Here is an 18168-nt window from a genome sequence, read left to right as displayed (position 1 = left end):
TATGGCGATCACCCGCAGAACCTTGATAAAAGGCAGCGCGTTGGCAGTGGCCGCCATGCTGCTGCCGATATCGACGCGCAGCCTGGCGGCCGTGGTTTCACAGGACGTGGCGCCACCGGACGGTCAGCATGAATTGAACGATTGGATCTGGATCGATCGCGATGGGCGCATCGTTATCGGCGTGTCGCAATGTGAGGTCGGGCAGGGGATTTACACCGGCCTGGCCGAAGTGGTGGCGGCGGAGATGGATGCCGATTGGGCGCAGGTGACGGTGAAATTCGTCACCGGCCGTGACGCTTACCGTCAGGTTGCCGGGGGTGAGGCTTTCGCACAGTTTGTCGCCGCCTCAACCTCCATGACCAAATTTTATCAGCGTGCCCGGCTGGCCGGCGCACAGGCGAGAGATTTTTTTCTGCGGGCCGGCGCAAAACATTTCGCGCTTTCACCGGCGCAGTGCCGCACGGAGAAAGGCTGGGTGCTTGAGAAAGGCGGACAGCGCAAGGTCGCCTACGGCGATCTGGTGCGCTATGCCGCCGAGCTGCCGTTGGATCCGCAGCCTGGTTTAAAGAGTGAGGCGCAAGAGCGAGAGAGTGTCATTGGCAAGCCGCTGTTGCGGGTCGATACGCCGGAGAAAGTGGACGGCAGTGCGATTTACGGTATCGATATCGACTTGCCGGAGATGCTGATCGGCGTCCCCTGGATGGTGCCCGATCTCAGCGGAAAGCTGGTCGCCGTGCGCAATGAACGGCAGATTCGGGCCATGCCGGGCGTGGTGGATCTGGTGCTGACCCGGCAGTGGTCGATGAACAACATGGTCGGATTGGATCGCGATATGTCGCTCAATACGGTGATCGTGGTGGCGGCGAGCTACTGGCAGGCCAAAAAGGCGGCGGATTTGCTGGAGGTCGACTGGCTGCCGGGCACAGGAAAAGCGCTGACCGATAGTGCGATTGCGGCAGAGAATCTGGCGATGCTGGATGGCGATACACTGGTGCCGGCGGTCGATCGCGGCGAGGCGTCGGCGTTGATTCGTGGCGCTGAACAAGGTTCGCGCTTGCATGAGGCGCGTTACAGCGCACCTTATGTGGCGCACGCCACCCTGGAGCCTTGCAATGCCACCAGCCATTACGGCGAGGGCCGTATCGAAACCTGGGGCCCTTTCCAGGGCCAGGACATGGTACGCAACGTTCTGGCGAAAATGTTCGGGCTGAAGCCGACGGATGTGGTGGTGAATACGACCTATCTGGGAGGCAGCTTTGGGCGCAAATATCTGCCGGATGCCGTGATGCATGCTACCGCCGCCTCCCGGGCGGTGGGGAAACCGGTCAAAGTGATCTATCCGCGCGAGATCGACATGCGGCATGAATACTATCGTCCGGCCTGCATCAGCCATTATCGGGCGCTGTTGGATGAAAACGGCTACCCGCAGGCGCTGTGGGCGCGCTATGCCGGGCAGTCTCTCTTCTGGCAAATGCGGCGCGAAACGGTCAACGAGGCCGGGGGATGGGATGAAAGTATGGTGGAGTGCGTTTACAGCACGCCGTATCGCATCCCACACCTGAAGGTGGAGGCCGGCATCGTCGATCAGCCGATCTCCCTGAGCTATCTGCGCGGTGTCGGCAGCGTCGCCAGCCTGTTCTTTTTGGAAAGCTTTATCAGCGAACTCAGCCATAAGGCCAACCGGGACGAATATTCGTATCGGCGGCATCTGTTGCAGGACAGCCCGGAAGCGTTGCGCGTCCTGGACGCCACCGCGGCGGCGGCCGGTTGGCAGCATGAACCGCCGTCGGGCGTTTATCGCGGTATGGCGTGCAATATTTGGGTCGGCCGCAATAACGCTTTCACCACCTACGTCGGTTTGGTGGTTGAAATCGCCATCCAGGGGGGGCGACTACGGGTGCTGCGCGCGGTATGTGCGATTGACTGTGGCAAGGTGATAAACCCGAACCTGGTGCGTGCCAACGTAGAGGGCGGCATCGGCTTTGCGCTGACCACCTGTCTGCACAGCGAGCTGCATTTTGAACGGGGCGGCGTGGTGGAAGGGAATTTCGATCGCTATCCGCTGCTCGCGATCGCCGAAATGCCCAAGGTGGAGGTCGTGGTGCTCGATAGCGCGCGTGCACCGCAGGGATGCGGGGAAGTATCGACTGCGGTGGTCGCCCCGGCGATAGCCAGCGCGCTGCATAAGGCCACCGGCAAAACCTATCGTACTATGCCGTTCCCACGCGAGTTCTCGTCGGTGTAACGGCAGCCGCCGGTTTGGCCAGCCGGCGGGCCGTGCGGTCAGAGCTTTTTCAGCAGTTCCAGCAGTTGCGCTTCGCTTTTCTCCGCCAATCCGTCGATCGCCAGTTTGATGATGTCGGAACGGGTGATGCGCACGATGCCGTTGCGCGCCGCCTGCACGATCACTTCATCGATAGCCTCAATGTGGTTGTCCGTCAGGCTGACGGAGATCGCCTTATAGGTGCGCTTGCGGCCGGCCGGTTTGGCTTCTGGCGCGGGCGCCGCGACCGGCAGCGTGTGCGAGGTGGCGCTGTTGATGAATTCGTCTTCCGACATGCGGTGGGTGGGGGTGCGTTTTTTCACAGGATCACCTCTTTCACCAGGCATTCAATTTCGCTCTGCGCCTTTTCGTTGTTCGCCTCGTGCACGGTGATGGCTTCACCCCAGGCGTCACGGTAAATCTTGCGGTCGCACAGGCGGTTGCTCACCAGGGTGAACTCCGGGTATTCGCTCAGCACCTGCGCCGCTTCGTTGGCTTCATTAATGAAGATATTGGTCGGGCACATGTTCAATACGATGTAGCCTTTGACCTTCTCGTTGTATTCCTGCGCGGTGGAGAACATCTCCGACAGATAGCCAATGGTGTCGAGATCCATCTGCGAAGGGCGCAGCGGCGAGAGGAACAGATCGGCGGCCAGCAGGCCGGAGCGCAGTTCGGCGCTGTCGCGGCCGGCGGTGTCGACGATCACGTAGTCGTAATGGCGATCGAGCTCCAGCAGCGTTTCCTTGATTTTACCCGACGCGGCCACCACCGGAATGTGCGGCAGCCCCTCGACGTTCTGACGGTCGTTGTACCAGGTCATGATCGATTTCTGGTCGTCGGCATCGACGATGATCGCCGTCTTGCCTTGCTTAAGAATCAGATACCCGGCGATGTTCACCGCTTTCGTCGACTTGCCGACGCCGCCTTTTTGCGAGCCAATCAGGACAATCATGCTGCCATCTCTCAAGTTATTAAGCTGATAACTTATTAAGTTAATATGCTTATTAGGTTGATAATCAAACAGGTTAACAAGAACAACTCGCGAACAATATGCACCAACTGCGGCGGCTTGCCAAGCCAGTATGTTGTTAACTGCGCAGCTTATTTTGCGGTGAATCGGCCGGGTGGGTAAGTAGGAATTCTCTGGGAAGTGGCGGAACGGAAGAGAGTTTTTGTTAATTTAACAGCTTAATAAGTTAGTGGCTCATTAAGCTGTCGATGGCGTTACTTCTTCATCATCGCCTTCAGGTTGGCGAACGGGTTGTGGGTGGCGACGCCGATATCTTTCTGAGCGTCTTCACCGGCCACCACCGTTGAACCGTATTGATCGGCCTCGGTGTATTTCGAGTGCTCGTGGTCGTGACAATACAGGCACAGCATTTCCCAGTTGCTGCCGTCTTCGGGGTTGTTGCTGTGATCGTGATCGATATGGTGCACCGTCAGTTCGCGCAGGTTGGAATAGACGAATTCGCGTGAGCAGCGCCCGCACACCCAGGGGAACAGTTTCAGCGCTTTTTCGCGGTAGCCGGTTTCCAGCTGCGCATAGTTTTTGGGGATATAGGCCATGGTGGTTGTCCGTCGTGAATCACTATGCGGCAAATAATACCACACTGCGTGCGGCTACAACGTGCGGCTCATCTTGCCGTTGTCAAACGTCTCCACCGCCCAGTCGATAAACGCCCGCAGCTTGCCGCTGAGGTGGCGATTGGACGGGTAGACCACGTACATTTGCTCCGGCGGCGGCTGCCAATCGTGCAGCAGACTGACCAGCTCGCCGCTGTCGAGGTGCGGCTGCGCCATAAACCGATAGATCTGGATGATGCCCAATCCGGCCAGGCTCGCCGCCAGCAGCGCGTTGCCTTCATTGATGCTGACCGGGGAGCGCTGTTGAATGGCGATCTCTTTGCCGTGTTCGGCATAGCGCTGCGGGTGGATGCGGTCGTTAAGCGGGTGGCGATAGTGCACCATCGGAAAACCCTGTTCCAGATCGCACGGGTGGCGCGGCGTACCGTGAAGCGCCAGGTAGGCTGGGGTGGCGCAGCTGACCCAGTCCAAATCGAACAGGCGCCGGGCGATCAGGCTGGAGTCGGCCAACGGACCGCTGCGGATCACGCAGTCGGTGCTGTCGCTGATCAGATCGATCACGCGGTCGCCGACGCTCAGATCGATCTGTATCTGCGGATAGCGTGCCAGAAAGTCGGGCAGTGCCGGCAGCAGTAAGCGACGTGCGGTGCCACCGCCGGTGTCGATACGCAGCACGCCCTGCGGAGAGCTTTGCGATTCGGTCAGGCAGCCTTCCATCTGCTCCAAATCCGCCAGCCATTTCACCGTATTCTGGTAATAGCATTCACCTTCGCGGGTGACCGACACGCTGCGGGTGGTGCGCTGGAACAGCTTGGTCTGCAGGTGATCCTCCAGATTCTGGATCAGCTTGGTGACCGTCGCTTTCGGCATGCCCAGCGACTCGGCGGCGCGGGTAAAGCCGCCGGTTTCCACCACGCGGTTAAATACCCGGATAGCGAGCAAATGATGGTCCATAGGTTCTCAACGCCATGCCCCGGCGACGGCCGGGGCATGTTTCTGCAGATAGATAATGATTAACACTGTTTAGCGCCAATCGCGCCGGAGCGCAAGCTGAGGCCGAATACCAGCGTGGCGGAAAGGATCAGCGCACCGCCAAACAGCATGGCGCTGCTGACGCCCTGCCAGTCCACCACCTCGCCGCCCAGCAGGGCGCCGGAAGCCAGCGCGATCTGGATGACGCACACCAACAGCGCCTGGCCGGCTTCCGGCGCCTGCGGCACGGCGGCGAACATCCAGTTGGTGGCGCAGACCGGCACGGCGCCAAAGGCCAGCCCCCATACCAGCACCATCAGCGTGGCGCCGGCGAGGCCGCTGAGCAGCGGCGAAACGATTAAAATGCCCGCCAGCATGGCGGCGATCAGTATGAAGGTGGCGCGCAGGCTGTATTCCCCCAGACGCTCGCCGAGGAAGGTGCCCAGCAGGCCGATGGCGCCATAGGCCAACAGCTGCAGTGAGATAGCCGATGGGCTGAGGACGAACACCTGCTGCAGCAGGGGCCGCAGGTAGGTGTAGGCGGCGAAGTGGCCGATGAACAACAGCACGATGGCGATCAGGCCGATGCGCGCCATTGGCAGGCGCAGCGGCAGTACCAGATCGCGCGGTGTGACCGGCCGGGACGGTGGTACCGAGGTCAGCAAACGCAGCTGCGCCAACAGCACGCCGACCGCCAATGCCGCACCGCCGAAGAAGGCGGCGCGCCAGCCGAACAGATCGCCGATCAGCGCCCCGGCCGGCACGCCGCACACCGCGCCGACCGAGATGCCGCTGAGGATCAGCGCGGTGGCGCGGCCCTGGCTGGCTTCCGGCACCAGATGGCGGCCGTAGTTGGCGGCGAACGACCAGAAACCGCCGACGCAGATGCCCAGCAGCACGCGGCCCAGCAGCATCATCGGGAAGTTGACGGCCAGCGCCGCCACCAGGTTGGACACCATCAGCAGCAGCGACAGCCCCAGCATCAGTAAACGCCGATCCAGACGGCCGGAAATCAGGCTCAATGCGGGAGCGGCCACCGCCGCCACGATGCCGGGCATGGTGACCATCAGCCCGGCGGTGCCGGTGCTGACGCCAAGTGAAGGGGCGATGTTGGTCAGCAGGCCGATCGGCAAGAACTCGGTGGTGACCATGACAAAACAGGCGACCGTCAGCGAAAAGATCGCCGGCCACGGGGATAATGCAGAGTTATCTTTATTATTCAGCATAATGCCGCTCGTCTCAGGTGAATGCGCAGGCCGCGCTCGGGGCGCGGCGTGATCAAAGTCACAATCTACGGCAGGCCGAAGGCGCAGATAAATCCATCTGCGGTGGTTACACTGTTTCTGAAGGGAAACAATCGCGGCGGCGAGTGAAAACGCGGCTCGCGCCGCGCCTAAGAGAAAGGAATAAAACGGCATAAGGTTATGACCGAATGCCGCGTGGCGCTTATAGCCCCGGCGCTTTCCACAGCGAGGTGGTCAGGCCGTTGTCCACCAGCGTCAGCTGATCGGCGTAGACCCGCCGCCAGGTTTCTTTCTGTTCCTGATACAGCGCGTGGTGGGTCATGTCCGGCTGATGCTCGCGCTCCCAGCGCACCAATCGCTCGCCGGTTTCGGCCAGCGACTCGTATAACCCGGCGCCGACGCCGGCGGCGATCGCGCAGCCCAGCGCGGTGGCCTCTTTCACCACCGGTACCCGCACCGTCAGCCCGGTGACGTCGCTGAGGATCTGACTCCACAGTTTGCCCTTGGCACCGCCGCCGGCGAACACCAGCGAGCGTGCCTGCACGCCGGAGAAGGCGGCGATCTGCTCCAGATTGCAGGCGGAGACGATGGCGGCATTCTCCTCCAGCGCGCGGAACAGCGTCTGTTTGTTGCAGCGCTCCGGATCGATAGACATGTTGATGAACGACGGCGCCGCGTGATACCAGGTTTTGAAATGCATGGCGTCGGAAAAGATGGGCATCACGCCGTAGGCGCCCGGCGGCACTCTGGCCGCCATCTCTTCCAGCAGGCTATAGGCATCGACGCCCAGCCGCTCCGCCAGCAGTTTCTCTTCGGCGCAGAACGCGTCGCGGAACCAGCGCATGGTCAGGCCGGTAAAGAAGCTGATGGATTCTGCCTGCGCCATGCCGGGAATGACGTGAGGGTTGATGCGGATGTTCATCTCCGGATCGATGGCCGGCTCCGGCAGGTTGACGATTTGCTGCCAGAAGGTGCCGCCGAGCACCGCCGTCTGCCCGGCGCGCACGATGCCAAGCCCCAGGCTGCCGAGCTGCACGTCGCCGCCGCCCATCACCACCGGGGTGCCGCGCAGCAGCCCGCTTTCCTGCGCCGCCTGTTCGGTGACGCACCCCAGCACGCTGCCGGTCTCTTTCACCGGCGACAGAATATCGGCGCGCAGCCCGGCCATATCGAGCAGCGCCGGCCGCCAGTCACGGCTGCTCAGATCCAGCATGCCGGTGGTGCCGGCGTTGGAAGGATCGACCGCCAGCTCGCCGCTCAGCATGTTGGCCAGCCAGTCGCTGATCATGGTCAGCGTCGCCGCCTGGCGATAGATGTCCGGGCGGTGGTGCGCCAGCCATAGCAGGCGCGGCATGGCGCTCAGCGCCAGCGTCTGGCCGGAGTATTGATACACCTCGCGTTCGAAGCTGTGGTTGTGCAGCTCTTTCAGTTCACTGACCTCATGGCTGGCGCGCGCATCGACGTTGGCACAGGCCCAGATCGGCACGCCGTTGCGATCGTACAGAACGATGCCTTCGCGCATCGAGCAGCAGGCCACCGCGCGGATCGCCTGAGCGCTCAATCCAGCGCGTTGCATTGCCTGGCGGATGCACTGGCAGGCCAGCTGCCAGTTGCGGGTGAGGTCAAACTCCATTGAGCCGGGTACGCCCGGCACCGCCAGGTGTTGCCACTCCGCCTGGCCGTGCGCGATCTGGTTACCCGCCAAATCGAAGATCACGGCGCGAATGCTGCCTGTTCCTGCATCCAGCGCCATCAAGTAGTTATCCATAGCCTATGCTCTCAGGGGGAGGAGTGTTAACTATAGATGCCGCCGTCTTCCCTCGCCGGGGGTGGGGTGGGCATCGCCGGTGCGATTTGTGAGCCAGGCGGCAAAATTGCCGTTGCGGCAGGGCAATCGACGGGAATGAACCTATGGTTGGAAAGCGCCATGCTACGGCGCGCCGTTCAAACAAGGAGCTGTCATGCACGTCACATTGGTAGAGATCAACGTTAAACAGGACAAAATCGACGAATTTATCGACGTTTTCCGCGCCAATCATCTGGGGGCGATCGAAGAGCCGGGCAACCTGCGCTTCGACGTGCTGCAGGATGAGCATATTCCGACGCGGTTTTACATCTACGAAGCCTATCGCGACGAGCAGGCGGTGGCGGCGCACAAGCAGACCCCGCACTACCTGCAGTGCGTAGAGAAGCTGGAGGCGCTGATGACCGGCCCGCGCAAGAAAACCACCTTTATCGGTCTGATGCCGGAATAAGCGCCGGCGTTTGCCGGTGTCCATGTCCCCGGTTTGGTTGTAATCTGCAAGGTAAAGCGAATTTTCAATGGGATAAGCGGGGCGGGGATGACATTGCGCGATCGGCTGTTGGCGCTGTTGGTGGTGGTGATCTGGGGTGTGAATTTCGTCGTCATCAAGTTCGGTTTACAGGGCATGCCCCCGTTTCTGCTGGCTGGGATGCGCTTTTTGCTGGTGGCGTTGCCGGCGATCTTCTTTATTCCGCGCCCGACGATCCCGTGGAAATGGCTGTTGCTGTACGGCATGACCATGAGCTTCGCGCAGTTCGCGTTTTTGTTCGTCGCCATCAAGGTGGGCATGCCGGCGGGGCTGGCCTCGCTGGTGCTGCAGGCGCAGGTGTTCTTCACCCTGCTGTTGGGTGTCGTCCTGATGGGCGAAAAGCTGCGCGTCAACCATTTCGTCGGCATTGCTATCGCCAGCGGCGGCATGCTGGTGCTGGCGCAGGCCAGCCTGCATAAGCCGGGCAGCGGCGCGGTCCCCCTGGCGGGCCTGCTGCTGACCCTGGCGGCGGCGTTTTCCTGGGCGCTGGGCAACCTGACCAACAAGAAGATCCTGGCCGGTTTCCCGCAGCGCAACATTTTGTCGCTGGTGGTGTGGAGCGCGCCGATCCCGGTCGTGCCGTTCCTGGTCTGCAGCTGGCTGTTCGACGGCCCGCAGGTGGTGCTCGCCAGCCTGAGCCATGTGCAGGTCGGCACCTGGCTGGCGATTGCCTATCTGGCGTTCGCCGCCACGCTGTTCGGTTATTCTGTGTGGGGCAGCCTGCTGGGGCGCTACGAAACCTGGCGCGTCGCGCCGTTGACGCTGCTGGTACCGTTGGTCGGGCTGTTCGCCGCCTGGCTGCTGCTGGACGAAGCGCTGTCGCCGGCGCAGTTCGGCGGCGCATTGCTGGTGCTGGCCGGCATGGCGGTCAACACCTTTGGGCTGCCGCGCCGCCGGGCCGTCGCCGTGCGCTAAATTGAACAGGGCAATTCTGTTCAATACGTTGTCGGCCCGGCCCGGCACTCTGGCACCTGTGAATATTTTCTCAGGTGCCCATCATGAATATCTACATTTCCATGGCCGCGTTTGCGCTGGCGGCCTCCATCACCCCCGGCCCGGTCAACATCGTCGCATTGAGCGCCGGGGCGCAATTCGGCTTTGGCGCGACCCAGCGTCACGTATTCGGCGCCACGCTGGGGTTTACCCTGTTGCTGTTACTGCTGGGATTGGGCATGCACCAGCTGCTGATCCTGTGGCCGGCGTTGACGCGCTTGATTCAGTGGGCCGGCGTGGCCTTCCTGCTGTTTATGGCCTACCGGCTGGCGTTTGACGACGGCAGGCTGGGCAACGGCGCGGCGCAGGCGCCTTCCTGTTGGTACGGCGCGCTGATGCAATGGCTGAATCCCAAGGCATGGTTGGCGTCGGTGGCCAGCCTCGGCGCTTTTGTCGGCGACGGCGACATCCGGCTGCTGTGGCAATTCGCCGGGCTCTACTTCGTGATTTGCTATGCCTCGGTGGCCTGCTGGGCCTATGTTGGTGCGATGCTGCGCGGCCTGCTCAGGCAGGCGCGCAACGTACAGCGTTTCAACCGCGTGATGGCGGCGTTGCTGGCGGCCAGCGCCTGCTATCTGTTGGCGGAGGGTTTTTGATACTGGCCGGGCGTGGCGGCCAGCAGCTGTTTGAAGGTGCGCTGAAAGTGCGCCTGATCGGCAAAGCCGCTTTCGCTGGCGGCCGCGGCGATCGGCAGGCCGCTTTTCAATAGCCGATGGCCGTGCTGCACGCGGCGATTGACCAGATAAGCGTGCGGCGTCATGCCGTAACGCTGGCGGAAGGCGCGGATCAGGTAAGAGGGCGAGAGCGCGGCGGCGCGGCAAATATCGTCCAGCGTCAGCGGCCGGGTGCAGTGCGCGTCGATAAACGCCGCCGCCGCTTCCAGCCGGGCATGCGGCGGTGTCTCCGGCTGGCGGCCGCTGCCCAGCCCGAGCTGCAGGGCGCTGAAATACTCCACCATGGCGATCTGTTTTTCCAGCGCGCTGCACAGCGGATCCGTCAGCAGCGCATAAAGCCGATTCAGGCCGTGGAACAGCGCCGGATCGCGGCTGTGCGGCTGGCTGAAGGGAACAAAACGCTCGCCTTCGCCCCCGAGCAGCTCCTGCTGCAGCGCGCCGATCCAGGCGAGATCGAGATAGAACATGATGTATGACCAACGGCGGTCGGCGATCGGATTACAGGCATGCGCCTGCTGCGGGTTGATGACAACCAGATCGCCGGCGCTAACCTGCATGCGCCGCTCGCCGTTGACATAGGTGCTGACGCCGCCGGTGATGGCACCGATGGAAAAGAATTCGTGGCTGTGCAGGCTGTAACACGCCTGGCGGCCATCCGCGATGGCGCGGGCTTCGACGAACGGCAACTGCGGATCGCGCCAGAACTGCGGCGTTTTTTCACTCATACGCTTTCCTTTTCACTGCGGTGGCATCACAGTGTTATAGCCTGAAAGCGACGAGAGGGGGAATGGCGGATGATGATTTTTAACGTGTTCGGCCGTCTGCTGGGCGTGAAGCGCATCGGGGATGAGTGGCGGCTGTTCCGCGTGACGCTGCCGGAGCGCAAGTATGCCCCCAGCCACGATATCGTGCTGCCGGCCGATCTGCGCGAAGAGGAGATCGCCGGCTATCTGGGGGATATTTATCACGAGGCCGCGACGCCGCAGCGGCCGGACGTGTTTCGCGTCGAATAGCGCGGCGCGTTACTCTTCCGCGTTGCGCGCCATGATGCGGCGCTGGTGTTCCTCGCTGGCGGCCTGGATCTCTTCCAGCACCGAGCCGACATCGGCGCGCTTCTGGATTTCGCTGAACCGGCCGCTGAGGGCGCTGTCCGGCGTCAGATTGCCTTCCTGATACAGCGCCCAAATCTCTTTGGCGTATTGGCTGTCGCGCAGTTCCGGCGCGAATTGGCCATAATATTCCGCCAAATTGTTGATATCGCGCTCGAACATGCTTTTGGCGTGGTTGTTGGCGGCGGCGTCCACCACCTGCGGCAGATCGATGATCACCGGCCCGTCTTTATCCATCAGCACATTGAATTCCGACAGATCGCCGTGCACCAGCCCGGCGCACAGCATGCGCACCGCGTAGTTCATCATCAGGGCGTGATCGGCCCGCGCCTGTTCCGGCGTCAGGATGACATCGCTCAGGCGCGGCGCCACCAGACCTTCTTCGTCGGTAATTAGCTCCATCAGCAGCACGCCGTCCAGGCAGATATCCGGCTGCGGCACCCGCACCCCGGCCTTGGCCAGCAGATACAGCGCGTCCACTTCGGTGTTTTGCCATGCTTCTTCCTGCTGCTGGCGGCCGAATTTGGAGCCTTTGCTCATGGCGCGCGCGTCGCGGCTGTTGCGCACCTTGCGCCCTTCCTGATAGTGGACGGCCTGCTTGAAGTTGCGCTTCTCGGCCTCTTTGTACACTTTGGCGCAGCGGATCTCATCGCCGCAGCGCACGATAAACACGTCGGCTTCTTTGCCGCTTTTCAACCGGCGGATGACGTCGTCGATTAACCCGTCATCAACCAGCGGCTGGAGTCGTTTTGGAATTTTCATGCAGCCTTGTACCCTATTTAGGCTCCGGTGTGAATGGCTTGCGCAGTTGATAGCGTAAGTTAGACCCGAAAGGCAAACATTAGTTTTGCCGCCGCGTCATCATTGCGCGGCGGCGGGTACTCACAGGCTGGCGGCCGGCACCCAGACGCTGACGCTGCCGGCGTTGACCGGGAAATGGGCGCTGCCCTGGTCGTCGGTGGTGATTTCCTCCTGACGGTTGCCGAGGAAATCGCGCCAGGCGGTGTGCGCCAAATCGGCGCCCAGTGCGACGGTCTTGCCGCTCTCGCCGCCGTTGGTCAGCACCACCACGCAGCCGGGGGCCTCGGCGGTGCCGGCGCGGCTGAAGGCCACGCAGTGGCTGTCGTCGAAGTAGTCGGTTTGCGGGCCGTTGGCGAAACGCTGGCGGGCGGCGATCAGCTTCTCCAGCTCCGGGATCGCCGGCATGTCAATCTGGTACTCGCCGCCGTCGCGCCCCTTGTCGCGGTAGCTGGCGCCATACAGGTCGGGGTAAAACACGCAGGGCACGCCCTGTTCGCGCAGCAGGATCAGCGCGTAGGCCAGCGGTTTGAACCAGGGTTCCACCGGCGCTTCCAGCGATTGCAGCGGCTGGGTATCGTGGTTGGCGACCAGCGTCACCGCGTGGGCCGGATCGGCGGCGGTCAGGGTATCGGTGAAGATCTGCGCCATGTCGAAGCCGTCGCCCTGTTTCGACGCCTGATGAAACTTCAGGTGCAGCGCTACGTCGAACAGCATCACCTTGCCGTCCACCAACTCGATGTATTGTTGCAGCGCGCCGAGATCGTGCGACCAGTATTCGGCAACGATAAACAGGTCGCGCTGCGCGCTGTCGCGCACGTGATCCGCCCACTCTTTGAAAAACCAGGCGGGGATGTGTTTGGCGGCGTCGAGGCGGAAGCCGTCGCACGGCAGCGTGTCCAGCAGCCAGCGCGCCCAGTATTTGAGCTCCTCCGTCACGGCGGTATTGCGGAACTCCACGTCGGCGCCCATCAGATAGTCATAGTTGCCTTTCTCGTCGTCGACCTGATCGTTCCAGCCGTCGTCGCCGTAGTCGTTGGCGATTTTAAACACCCCTTTGTCGTCCGGCTGCTCAACGTAATCGACGCCGCTGAAGCATTTGTAATCCCAGATAAACTCGGAATGCACGCCCTGGCGGCCGGGAAAGGTGAAGCGGGTGTAGGCCAGCGCGTCGAAGCCCTGGTCGTTGATGTCGTTGCGGTTGTTGGCGTCCACCTTGAACACGTGTACCCGTTCTTTTTCGTCCGCGCCGAGCTTGTGGTTGAACACCACGTCGTAGATCACCCCCACGCCGTGTTCGCGCAGCGTAGTGGCGGCATGTTCCAGCGCCGCCTTGTCGCCGTATTTGGTGGCCACGCTGCCTTTCTGGTCAAATTCGCCCAGATCGAACAGATCGTAGGTGTCGTAGCCGACGGAGTAGCCGCCGGAAGCGCCCTTGCAGGCGGGGGGTAGCCACAGATCGGTGATGCCCAGTTCGGCAAGGTGCGGGGCGCGCTCGGCGGCCTCCTGCCACAGTTTGCCGCCGTCGGGGTAGTACCAGTGGAAGAATTGCAGCAGGGTGGTTTTTTTCGTCATGAGCCAGCGTCCCGGTTAGCCAGAAGGAAAGGAGCAGTTAAAGCATGGGCTACTTTTGGCAAAAGGGACAATGGCGTAGGGGAGCGCGCGAAGGCAGGCGTAAATATGTAACCGATATTGACGGGATAGCGATTAAGTTGCTGCTATCAAGTTTTCACGTTTTAGTTTTTATTAATTATTTTTCAAATAGATATTTGCTTTATTTTTTGTTCTGTCAAATTTTGATGTTTTTACTCCCATTTTCATTGGTCTTTTATTTTAATTTTAAATATTAATTTGGATTTAAGTTTTTAAAATAATCAATTAAATGGTTTTAAATTCTGGTTAATGAAATGTTTTGACATATTCAGATGCCCCGTTGGTTATTCATTCGCAATTGTTTATGCGTTATCGTTATGTTCTAAATTAGGTAACACTATCAACCAATAATCCATCCAACGCAGCGTGAAGGTGGAAGTACAGGGGAGCATAACGCCGTGAACATCAGGGATTTCAGAGCATTGGCGCGCAGTTTGGTCAGAGAATTCGGCATGTTGAACAAGCAGAGCAACGGCTCGCGCTTTTCGCCGCTGCAGATCCATCTGATGATCGAAGTCAGCGAGCAGCCGCTGGGCGTCACCGAGCTGGCGGCCCGGCTTTGTATCGACAAGGCCAGCGCCAGCCGGGCGCTGCGCAGCCTGGTGGCCGCCGGCGTGATAGAAACGGTGGATCATCCGGATGACAAGCGGCACAACCTGCATCGGCTGAGTAAAAAGGGCGGTAAGGCGCTGGCCGGCATCGAGAGCGACGCCGACGGTTTTATGCAGGCGGCGCTGGCGCAGTTGGACGACGATGAGCTGGCGAGTACCACTGCGGCGATGAAAAAGATGACCGCGGCGCTGCGCAGCGCGCGCAAACAGCGCGACGCCAACCTGCGGGTGCGGCCGATCGCCGCGCGCGACGATGCGGCGATGGCGGCGATCATTCGCGACGTGTTTCGCGAGTACGGCATGGACAAGATGGAAGGGGTCAGCCTGCACGATCCGGATCTCGATCGGCTGACCGGCCTGTATCACGACAACGGCGGCCGCTACTGGGTGCTGGAGCGGGACGGGCAGGTGGTGGGGGGCGTCGGCATGGCGCCGCTGGCCGGCGAAGAGCCCGGCTATTGCGAACTGCAAAAACTGTTCTTCAAACCCGGTGTGCGTGGGTTGGGCATGGCACGCTATATGGTGGTGCAGGCGCTGAAGGCGGCGCGGGCGGCAGGGTATCGCTATTGCTATCTGGAAACCACCGAACAGTTGAAAGAGGCGATTGGGCTGTATTACGCGCTGGGGTTCACGCTGTTGACGGAACGGCGCGGCAATACCGGCCACCACGGCTGTAATGTGTGCATGCTGAAAAATCTGCAGAACGACGATATGTGAGCGGTTTCAAGGTTAACGCCTGCGCCTTGTGTCACCCTGTTAACCGTTTGATAACAATCACAACGTTTTATCAGGGAGGAAACTATGTTGGGGGATCCGATGGCGCTGTCCGCGCTGGTCACGCTGGTGGTCATCGCGCTATGGGCCAGCGCCCGCTTGCCGGAGTATTTGGTCGCGCTGCTGTTCTTTGCGGCGGTGATGGTATTGCAGCTGGCGCCCGCTGCGGTGACCTTTTCCGGTTTCGCGTCCTCCGCATTCTGGCTGGTGCTCAGCGGTTTCGTGTTGGGCAGCGCCATCCGCAGCACCGGCTTGGCGGATCGCCTGGCCAACCGCCTCTTGCCGCATCTGGCCGGTTCCTGGCCGCGCCTGGTGGGCGGCGTGGTGGCGATAAGCTACGCGTTGGCGTTTGTCATGCCCTCCAACATGGGGCGGATTACGCTGCTGATGCCGATCGTCATGGCGTTGGCCGATCGCGCAGGTCTGGCGGAAGGCTCGCGCGGCCGCATCGGTTTGGCGCTGGCGGTGGGGTTCGGCACCTTCCAGCTCTCCGCCAGCATTTTGCCGGCCAACGTGCCCAACCTGGTGATGAGCGGCGCGGCGGAAAGCGCCTACGGCAGCCACTTCGCCTATCTCTCTTATCTGCTGTTGCATGCCCCGGTGCTCGGGGTGGCCAAAGGCGCATTGTTGACGTTGTGCATCTGCGGCCTGTTCCGGGCGCGGCCGCAACCGGTGGTGGCCGAGGCGGGGCAAACGCCGCTCAGTGCCGCCGAGTGGCGACTGATCGCGCTGTTGGGCATGACGGTGCTGCTGTGGATGACCGACAGCTGGCACGGCATCGCCCCGGCCTGGATAGGGTTGGCGGCGGCCTGCGTCTGCCTGCTGCCGCGCATCGGTTTTCTCAACGGCGAACAGTTCGCCGCCGGCGTTAACGTGCGCACCTGTATTTACGTGGCGGGGATCCTGGGGCTGACCGCATTGGTCAGCCACTCGGGGCTCGGCGATCGGTTGGGTGGCGCGCTGCTGGCGATGATGCCGGATCTGCACGGCAAGCCGTTTACCGCATTCGGTTCGCTGGTGGGGATCACCGCGCTGTTGAATTTCGTGGTGACCGCCAACGGCGTGCCGGCGCTGTTTACCCCGCTGGCGCAGGCGCTGTCCGCGGGCAGCGGCCTGCCGCTGCTGACGGTGTTGATGACCCAGGTGATCGGTTATGCCACCCCGCTGTTGCCGTATCAGGCCTCGCCGATCGTGGTGGCGATGGGGATGGGCAAAGTGCCGGCGCGCGAAGGGCTAAAGCTGTGCCTGCTGTTGGCCGTGCTCAGCTTCGCACTGCTGGTGCCGTTGGACTATCTGTGGTTCAGGCTGCTGGGGTGGATCCCGTAAACAGCCCCGCGCCGCCGGCAAAGCAGTCTTCGTCCAGCGTCAGGGTGGCGATTTTATGCACCGGCCCGCGCATGCTGACCTGAAAATCGCCGCTGAAGGCGATCTGCAGTTCGCCGCCCGGCATCCGCACGCTAACCCGATCGCCGACTCGTCCCAACTTGCGCATCACGCTGGCGGCGGCGCAGCTGCTGCTGCCGGAGGCAAGGGTAAAGCCGGCGCCGCGCTCCCAGATGCCGATGCGCAGCGTCTGGCGATCGACCACTTCCACCAGTTGTACATTGGTGCGTTTCGGGAACAGCGGATGGCGCTCAATCTGCGGTCCCAGCCGATGCACCTGCGCCAGATCCAGTTTTTCCACCGGCACCACGCAGTGCGGGTTGCCCATCGACACCAGCGAAACGCTTAACGTCTCCTCCCTCAGGGGCAGCGGATAGTTCAGCGCCTCCGGCAGATCGATCAAGGCCGGCAGCGCCGCCGGGCTGAAATTGGCGCGCCCCATCTCCACGGTTATCTGATGCGCGTCTTCCGCCACCTGGCAACGCACGTCGCCGCCGGCGGTGTGCACCAGAAACGGCTGATGCCCTACGCGCTCGCTGTCAAACAGATAGCGCGCGTAGATACGCAGGCCGTTGCCGCTTTTCTCCGCTTCGGAGCCGTCCGGGTTGATGATGCGCAGGGTGGGATTGACGGCGTCACCGCTGTCGATCAGCAGGCCGTCGGAACCGATGCCGTAATGCGGGTGGCACAACAGGCGGATCTGTTCCTGGCTCAGACGATCGGCGACCGAACGGTGACAGACCAGGTAGTCGTTGCCCAGGCCGTGATATTTGTGAAACAGCAGGGGAGTCATGGCGTTGCTCGGCTCAGCAAGAAAAGGTGGCTACAGCTTACAACAGAACGTTGGCGTCAAAACAAACAAAAGGCGGCCTGAGCCGCCCTTTTGCACGATTGCCTATCTGGCCATTAATTGTAGATGATCGCGGTGCCGTGCAGTTTGTTGTCACCGGTGGTGGCGATGATCTGGAAGGATTTGGCGCCCGCCGCGTCGGCTTTGGCCGCCAGTTTGTTTTCCAGGCTGCTCAGGTCGGACGCACCGCTGACGGTGACGACGCCGGCTTTTTGCAGATTGGCAGGTTGGGCGTTCACCAGGTCGGCGGCGAAGCTGCCGAAGGAGACGGAAGCCAGTGCGATGGCTGCGATGGTCATTTTCAGGTTTTTCATGGTCTTATTTCCTATCTTTGTTCTTTACGATGTTTGTTTTGTAAGGTCGTTAAATTGATTAACGATCGATAATTTAATGTTAGATGCCGGTTTGACGGATTGCAAGTATTTTTTTAATGCTCGTTAATTAATTTTTTTTACGCCCTGGCGTTGTGAGCAAAAGGACAGGCAATCAGTTGGCTTAATGCTTTGTTATTGATAGATTTCTGCGGTACCATGCAGCTGGTTGTTACCGCCGGCGCCGATGATGCGGAAGGATTTTGCACCGGCCTGATCGGCTTTGGCGGCCAGGCTGTTTTCCAGCGAGGTCAGATCGGATGCGCCGCTGACGGTGATAACGCCCACTTTCTGCTGGTCTGCCGGTTGGTTCTGGACTAAATCGGCGGCGAAGCTGCCGAAGGAAACGCTGGCCAGAGTGAGAGCTGCTAAGGTTAATTTTAAGTTTTTCATGATGTTAATTCCTTTCCGATAACGGTCAATAGAGGGTTTTAATCTGCTTCGTTAAATTATCTTAACGATCGATAACTAAATGCTAATCGGTTCTCGACGAGCGCGCAATATTTTTTTATAATGATCGTTAAGTTATTTGTGCTAAGCCTGCCGTGGAGCG

The 18168-nt window shown here is 61.0% G+C and carries 19 protein-coding genes; 7 read left to right on the top strand and 12 right to left on the bottom strand.

Annotated elements, in window-relative coordinates:
• Position 1 precedes the first annotated feature (1 nt).
• Positions 2 to 2245 carry a xanthine dehydrogenase family protein molybdopterin-binding subunit gene (locus tag QMZ29_RS14435; protein WP_261424183.1) on the top strand — a complete coding sequence of 748 codons (2244 nt, stop codon included), beginning with the start codon at positions 2 to 4 and terminating at the stop codon, positions 2243 to 2245.
• A gap of 38 nt (positions 2246 to 2283) precedes the next feature.
• Here QMZ29_RS14435 and QMZ29_RS14430 read toward each other — a convergent pair whose 3' ends face one another.
• From QMZ29_RS14430 to lsrK, 6 genes are all read right to left on the bottom strand, one after another.
• Complete coding sequence (locus QMZ29_RS14430) at positions 2284 to 2586, bottom strand: hypothetical protein (protein WP_025301990.1); 303 nt, start codon at positions 2584 to 2586, stop codon at positions 2284 to 2286.
• Positions 2583 to 3218: a division plane positioning ATPase MipZ gene (locus tag QMZ29_RS14425; protein ID WP_025301991.1), complete on the bottom strand. Its 636-nt coding sequence runs from the start codon at positions 3216 to 3218 to the stop codon at positions 2583 to 2585. The genes QMZ29_RS14430 and QMZ29_RS14425 overlap by 4 nt, the downstream gene beginning before the upstream one ends.
• A gap of 272 nt (positions 3219 to 3490) precedes the next feature.
• A complete protein-coding gene (yajD, locus tag QMZ29_RS14420; RefSeq protein ID WP_060432655.1) occupies positions 3491 to 3832 on the bottom strand; it encodes an HNH nuclease YajD in 342 nt (113 codons plus the stop codon).
• 54 nt (positions 3833 to 3886) lie between these two features.
• A complete protein-coding gene (locus tag QMZ29_RS14415; protein WP_043136865.1) occupies positions 3887 to 4804 on the bottom strand; it encodes a LysR family transcriptional regulator in 918 nt (305 codons plus the stop codon).
• A 59-nt stretch (positions 4805 to 4863) separates the two neighbouring features.
• The gene (locus QMZ29_RS14410; protein ID WP_049295219.1) at positions 4864 to 6048 is read right to left on the bottom strand and encodes an MFS transporter; all 1185 of its coding nucleotides are present in this window, start codon (positions 6046 to 6048) and stop codon (positions 4864 to 4866) included.
• A 220-nt stretch (positions 6049 to 6268) separates the two neighbouring features.
• Positions 6269 to 7834 carry an autoinducer-2 kinase gene (gene lsrK / locus QMZ29_RS14405; protein ID WP_261424179.1) on the bottom strand — a complete coding sequence of 522 codons (1566 nt, stop codon included), beginning with the start codon at positions 7832 to 7834 and terminating at the stop codon, positions 6269 to 6271.
• Positions 7835 to 8027: 193 nt separating this feature from the next.
• Between lsrK and lsrG the strand changes: the two genes are divergently transcribed.
• From lsrG to QMZ29_RS14390, 3 genes are all read left to right on the top strand, one after another.
• Positions 8028 to 8321 (top strand): (4S)-4-hydroxy-5-phosphonooxypentane-2,3-dione isomerase, encoded by a 294-nt coding sequence (gene lsrG / locus QMZ29_RS14400; RefSeq protein WP_033642299.1) that lies wholly within the window; start codon positions 8028 to 8030, stop codon positions 8319 to 8321.
• Positions 8322 to 8408: 87 nt separating this feature from the next.
• On the top strand, positions 8409 to 9314 hold the full coding sequence (locus QMZ29_RS14395) for an EamA family transporter (protein WP_025301996.1): 906 nt from the start codon (positions 8409 to 8411) through the stop codon (positions 9312 to 9314).
• Positions 9315 to 9397: 83 nt separating this feature from the next.
• The gene (locus tag QMZ29_RS14390) at positions 9398 to 9988 is read left to right on the top strand and encodes a LysE family translocator (RefSeq protein ID WP_025301997.1); all 591 of its coding nucleotides are present in this window, start codon (positions 9398 to 9400) and stop codon (positions 9986 to 9988) included.
• Here the strand turns inward: QMZ29_RS14390 and QMZ29_RS14385 are convergent.
• Positions 9964 to 10791 carry an AraC family transcriptional regulator gene (locus QMZ29_RS14385; RefSeq protein ID WP_025301998.1) on the bottom strand — a complete coding sequence of 276 codons (828 nt, stop codon included), beginning with the start codon at positions 10789 to 10791 and terminating at the stop codon, positions 9964 to 9966. The two genes, QMZ29_RS14390 and QMZ29_RS14385, sit on opposite strands and share 25 nt — an antisense overlap.
• 69 nt (positions 10792 to 10860) lie before the next feature.
• Between QMZ29_RS14385 and QMZ29_RS14380 the strand changes: the two genes are divergently transcribed.
• Positions 10861 to 11079 carry a DUF7661 family protein gene (locus tag QMZ29_RS14380; protein WP_025301999.1) on the top strand — a complete coding sequence of 73 codons (219 nt, stop codon included), beginning with the start codon at positions 10861 to 10863 and terminating at the stop codon, positions 11077 to 11079.
• A 9-nt stretch (positions 11080 to 11088) separates the two neighbouring features.
• Here the strand turns inward: QMZ29_RS14380 and QMZ29_RS14375 are convergent, their stop codons facing one another.
• Together QMZ29_RS14375 and amyA are read right to left on the bottom strand one after the other, a co-directional pair.
• Entirely contained in the window at positions 11089 to 11937 is an 849-nt protein-coding gene (locus QMZ29_RS14375; protein ID WP_025302000.1) for a PA4780 family RIO1-like protein kinase, read from the bottom strand.
• A gap of 120 nt (positions 11938 to 12057) precedes the next feature.
• Positions 12058 to 13548 (bottom strand): alpha-amylase, encoded by a 1491-nt coding sequence (gene amyA, locus QMZ29_RS14370; protein WP_260515388.1) that lies wholly within the window; start codon positions 13546 to 13548, stop codon positions 12058 to 12060.
• A 500-nt stretch (positions 13549 to 14048) separates the two neighbouring features.
• Between amyA and QMZ29_RS14365 the strand changes: the two genes are divergently transcribed.
• Both QMZ29_RS14365 and QMZ29_RS14360 read left to right on the top strand, forming a co-directional pair.
• Positions 14049 to 14954, top strand: coding sequence for a bifunctional helix-turn-helix transcriptional regulator/GNAT family N-acetyltransferase (locus tag QMZ29_RS14365; RefSeq protein ID WP_080352597.1), 906 nt, complete (start codon positions 14049 to 14051; stop codon positions 14952 to 14954).
• Positions 14955 to 15038: 84 nt separating this feature from the next.
• Complete coding sequence (locus QMZ29_RS14360) at positions 15039 to 16337, top strand: SLC13 family permease (RefSeq protein ID WP_049295226.1); 1299 nt, start codon at positions 15039 to 15041, stop codon at positions 16335 to 16337.
• Here QMZ29_RS14360 and dapF read toward each other — a convergent pair.
• The 3 genes from dapF to bhsA (QMZ29_RS14345) all read right to left on the bottom strand — a co-directional run bounded on the left by dapF (position 16312) and on the right by bhsA (QMZ29_RS14345) (position 18008).
• Positions 16312 to 17187 (bottom strand): diaminopimelate epimerase, encoded by an 876-nt coding sequence (gene dapF, locus QMZ29_RS14355; protein WP_033647009.1) that lies wholly within the window; start codon positions 17185 to 17187, stop codon positions 16312 to 16314. The genes QMZ29_RS14360 and dapF overlap by 26 nt on opposite strands.
• A gap of 113 nt (positions 17188 to 17300) precedes the next feature.
• Complete coding sequence (gene bhsA, locus QMZ29_RS14350; RefSeq protein WP_099816741.1) at positions 17301 to 17558, bottom strand: multiple stress resistance protein BhsA; 258 nt, start codon at positions 17556 to 17558, stop codon at positions 17301 to 17303.
• Positions 17559 to 17750: 192 nt separating this feature from the next.
• Positions 17751 to 18008 carry a multiple stress resistance protein BhsA gene (gene bhsA / locus QMZ29_RS14345; protein ID WP_016928600.1) on the bottom strand — a complete coding sequence of 86 codons (258 nt, stop codon included), beginning with the start codon at positions 18006 to 18008 and terminating at the stop codon, positions 17751 to 17753.
• Between the last annotated feature and the right edge of the window lie 160 nt (positions 18009 to 18168).

This window comes from Serratia sp. PF-27 (assembly GCF_030053255.1).
GTDB classification, from domain to species: Bacteria; Pseudomonadota; Gammaproteobacteria; order Enterobacterales; family Enterobacteriaceae; genus Serratia; species Serratia bockelmannii.
The sequence above is the reverse complement of the archived record's forward strand: the minus strand, read 5'-3'. Positions and strand labels throughout refer to the sequence as shown.

Coding starts and splice junctions, on each gene's coding strand:
- QMZ29_RS14435 (WP_261424183.1), top strand. CDS start 2: ATGGCGATCACCCGCAGAACCTTGATAAAAGGCAGCGCGTTGGCAGTG.
- QMZ29_RS14425 (WP_025301991.1), bottom strand. CDS start 3,218: ATGATTGTCCTGATTGGCTCGCAAAAAGGCGGCGTCGGCAAGTCGACG.
- yajD (WP_060432655.1), bottom strand. CDS start 3,832: ATGGCCTATATCCCCAAAAACTATGCGCAGCTGGAAACCGGCTACCGC.
- QMZ29_RS14415 (WP_043136865.1), bottom strand. CDS start 4,804: ATGGACCATCATTTGCTCGCTATCCGGGTATTTAACCGCGTGGTGGAA.
- QMZ29_RS14410 (WP_049295219.1), bottom strand. CDS start 6,048: ATGCTGAATAATAAAGATAACTCTGCATTATCCCCGTGGCCGGCGATC.
- lsrK (WP_261424179.1), bottom strand. CDS start 7,834: ATGGATAACTACTTGATGGCGCTGGATGCAGGAACAGGCAGCATTCGC.
- lsrG (WP_033642299.1), top strand. CDS start 8,028: ATGCACGTCACATTGGTAGAGATCAACGTTAAACAGGACAAAATCGAC.
- QMZ29_RS14395 (WP_025301996.1), top strand. CDS start 8,409: ATGACATTGCGCGATCGGCTGTTGGCGCTGTTGGTGGTGGTGATCTGG.
- QMZ29_RS14390 (WP_025301997.1), top strand. CDS start 9,398: ATGAATATCTACATTTCCATGGCCGCGTTTGCGCTGGCGGCCTCCATC.
- QMZ29_RS14385 (WP_025301998.1), bottom strand. CDS start 10,791: ATGAGTGAAAAAACGCCGCAGTTCTGGCGCGATCCGCAGTTGCCGTTC.
- QMZ29_RS14380 (WP_025301999.1), top strand. CDS start 10,861: ATGATGATTTTTAACGTGTTCGGCCGTCTGCTGGGCGTGAAGCGCATC.
- QMZ29_RS14375 (WP_025302000.1), bottom strand. CDS start 11,937: ATGAAAATTCCAAAACGACTCCAGCCGCTGGTTGATGACGGGTTAATC.
- amyA (WP_260515388.1), bottom strand. CDS start 13,548: ATGACGAAAAAAACCACCCTGCTGCAATTCTTCCACTGGTACTACCCC.
- QMZ29_RS14360 (WP_049295226.1), top strand. CDS start 15,039: ATGTTGGGGGATCCGATGGCGCTGTCCGCGCTGGTCACGCTGGTGGTC.
- dapF (WP_033647009.1), bottom strand. CDS start 17,187: ATGACTCCCCTGCTGTTTCACAAATATCACGGCCTGGGCAACGACTAC.
- bhsA (WP_099816741.1), bottom strand. CDS start 17,558: ATGAAAAACCTGAAAATGACCATCGCAGCCATCGCACTGGCTTCCGTC.
- bhsA (WP_016928600.1), bottom strand. CDS start 18,008: ATGAAAAACTTAAAATTAACCTTAGCAGCTCTCACTCTGGCCAGCGTT.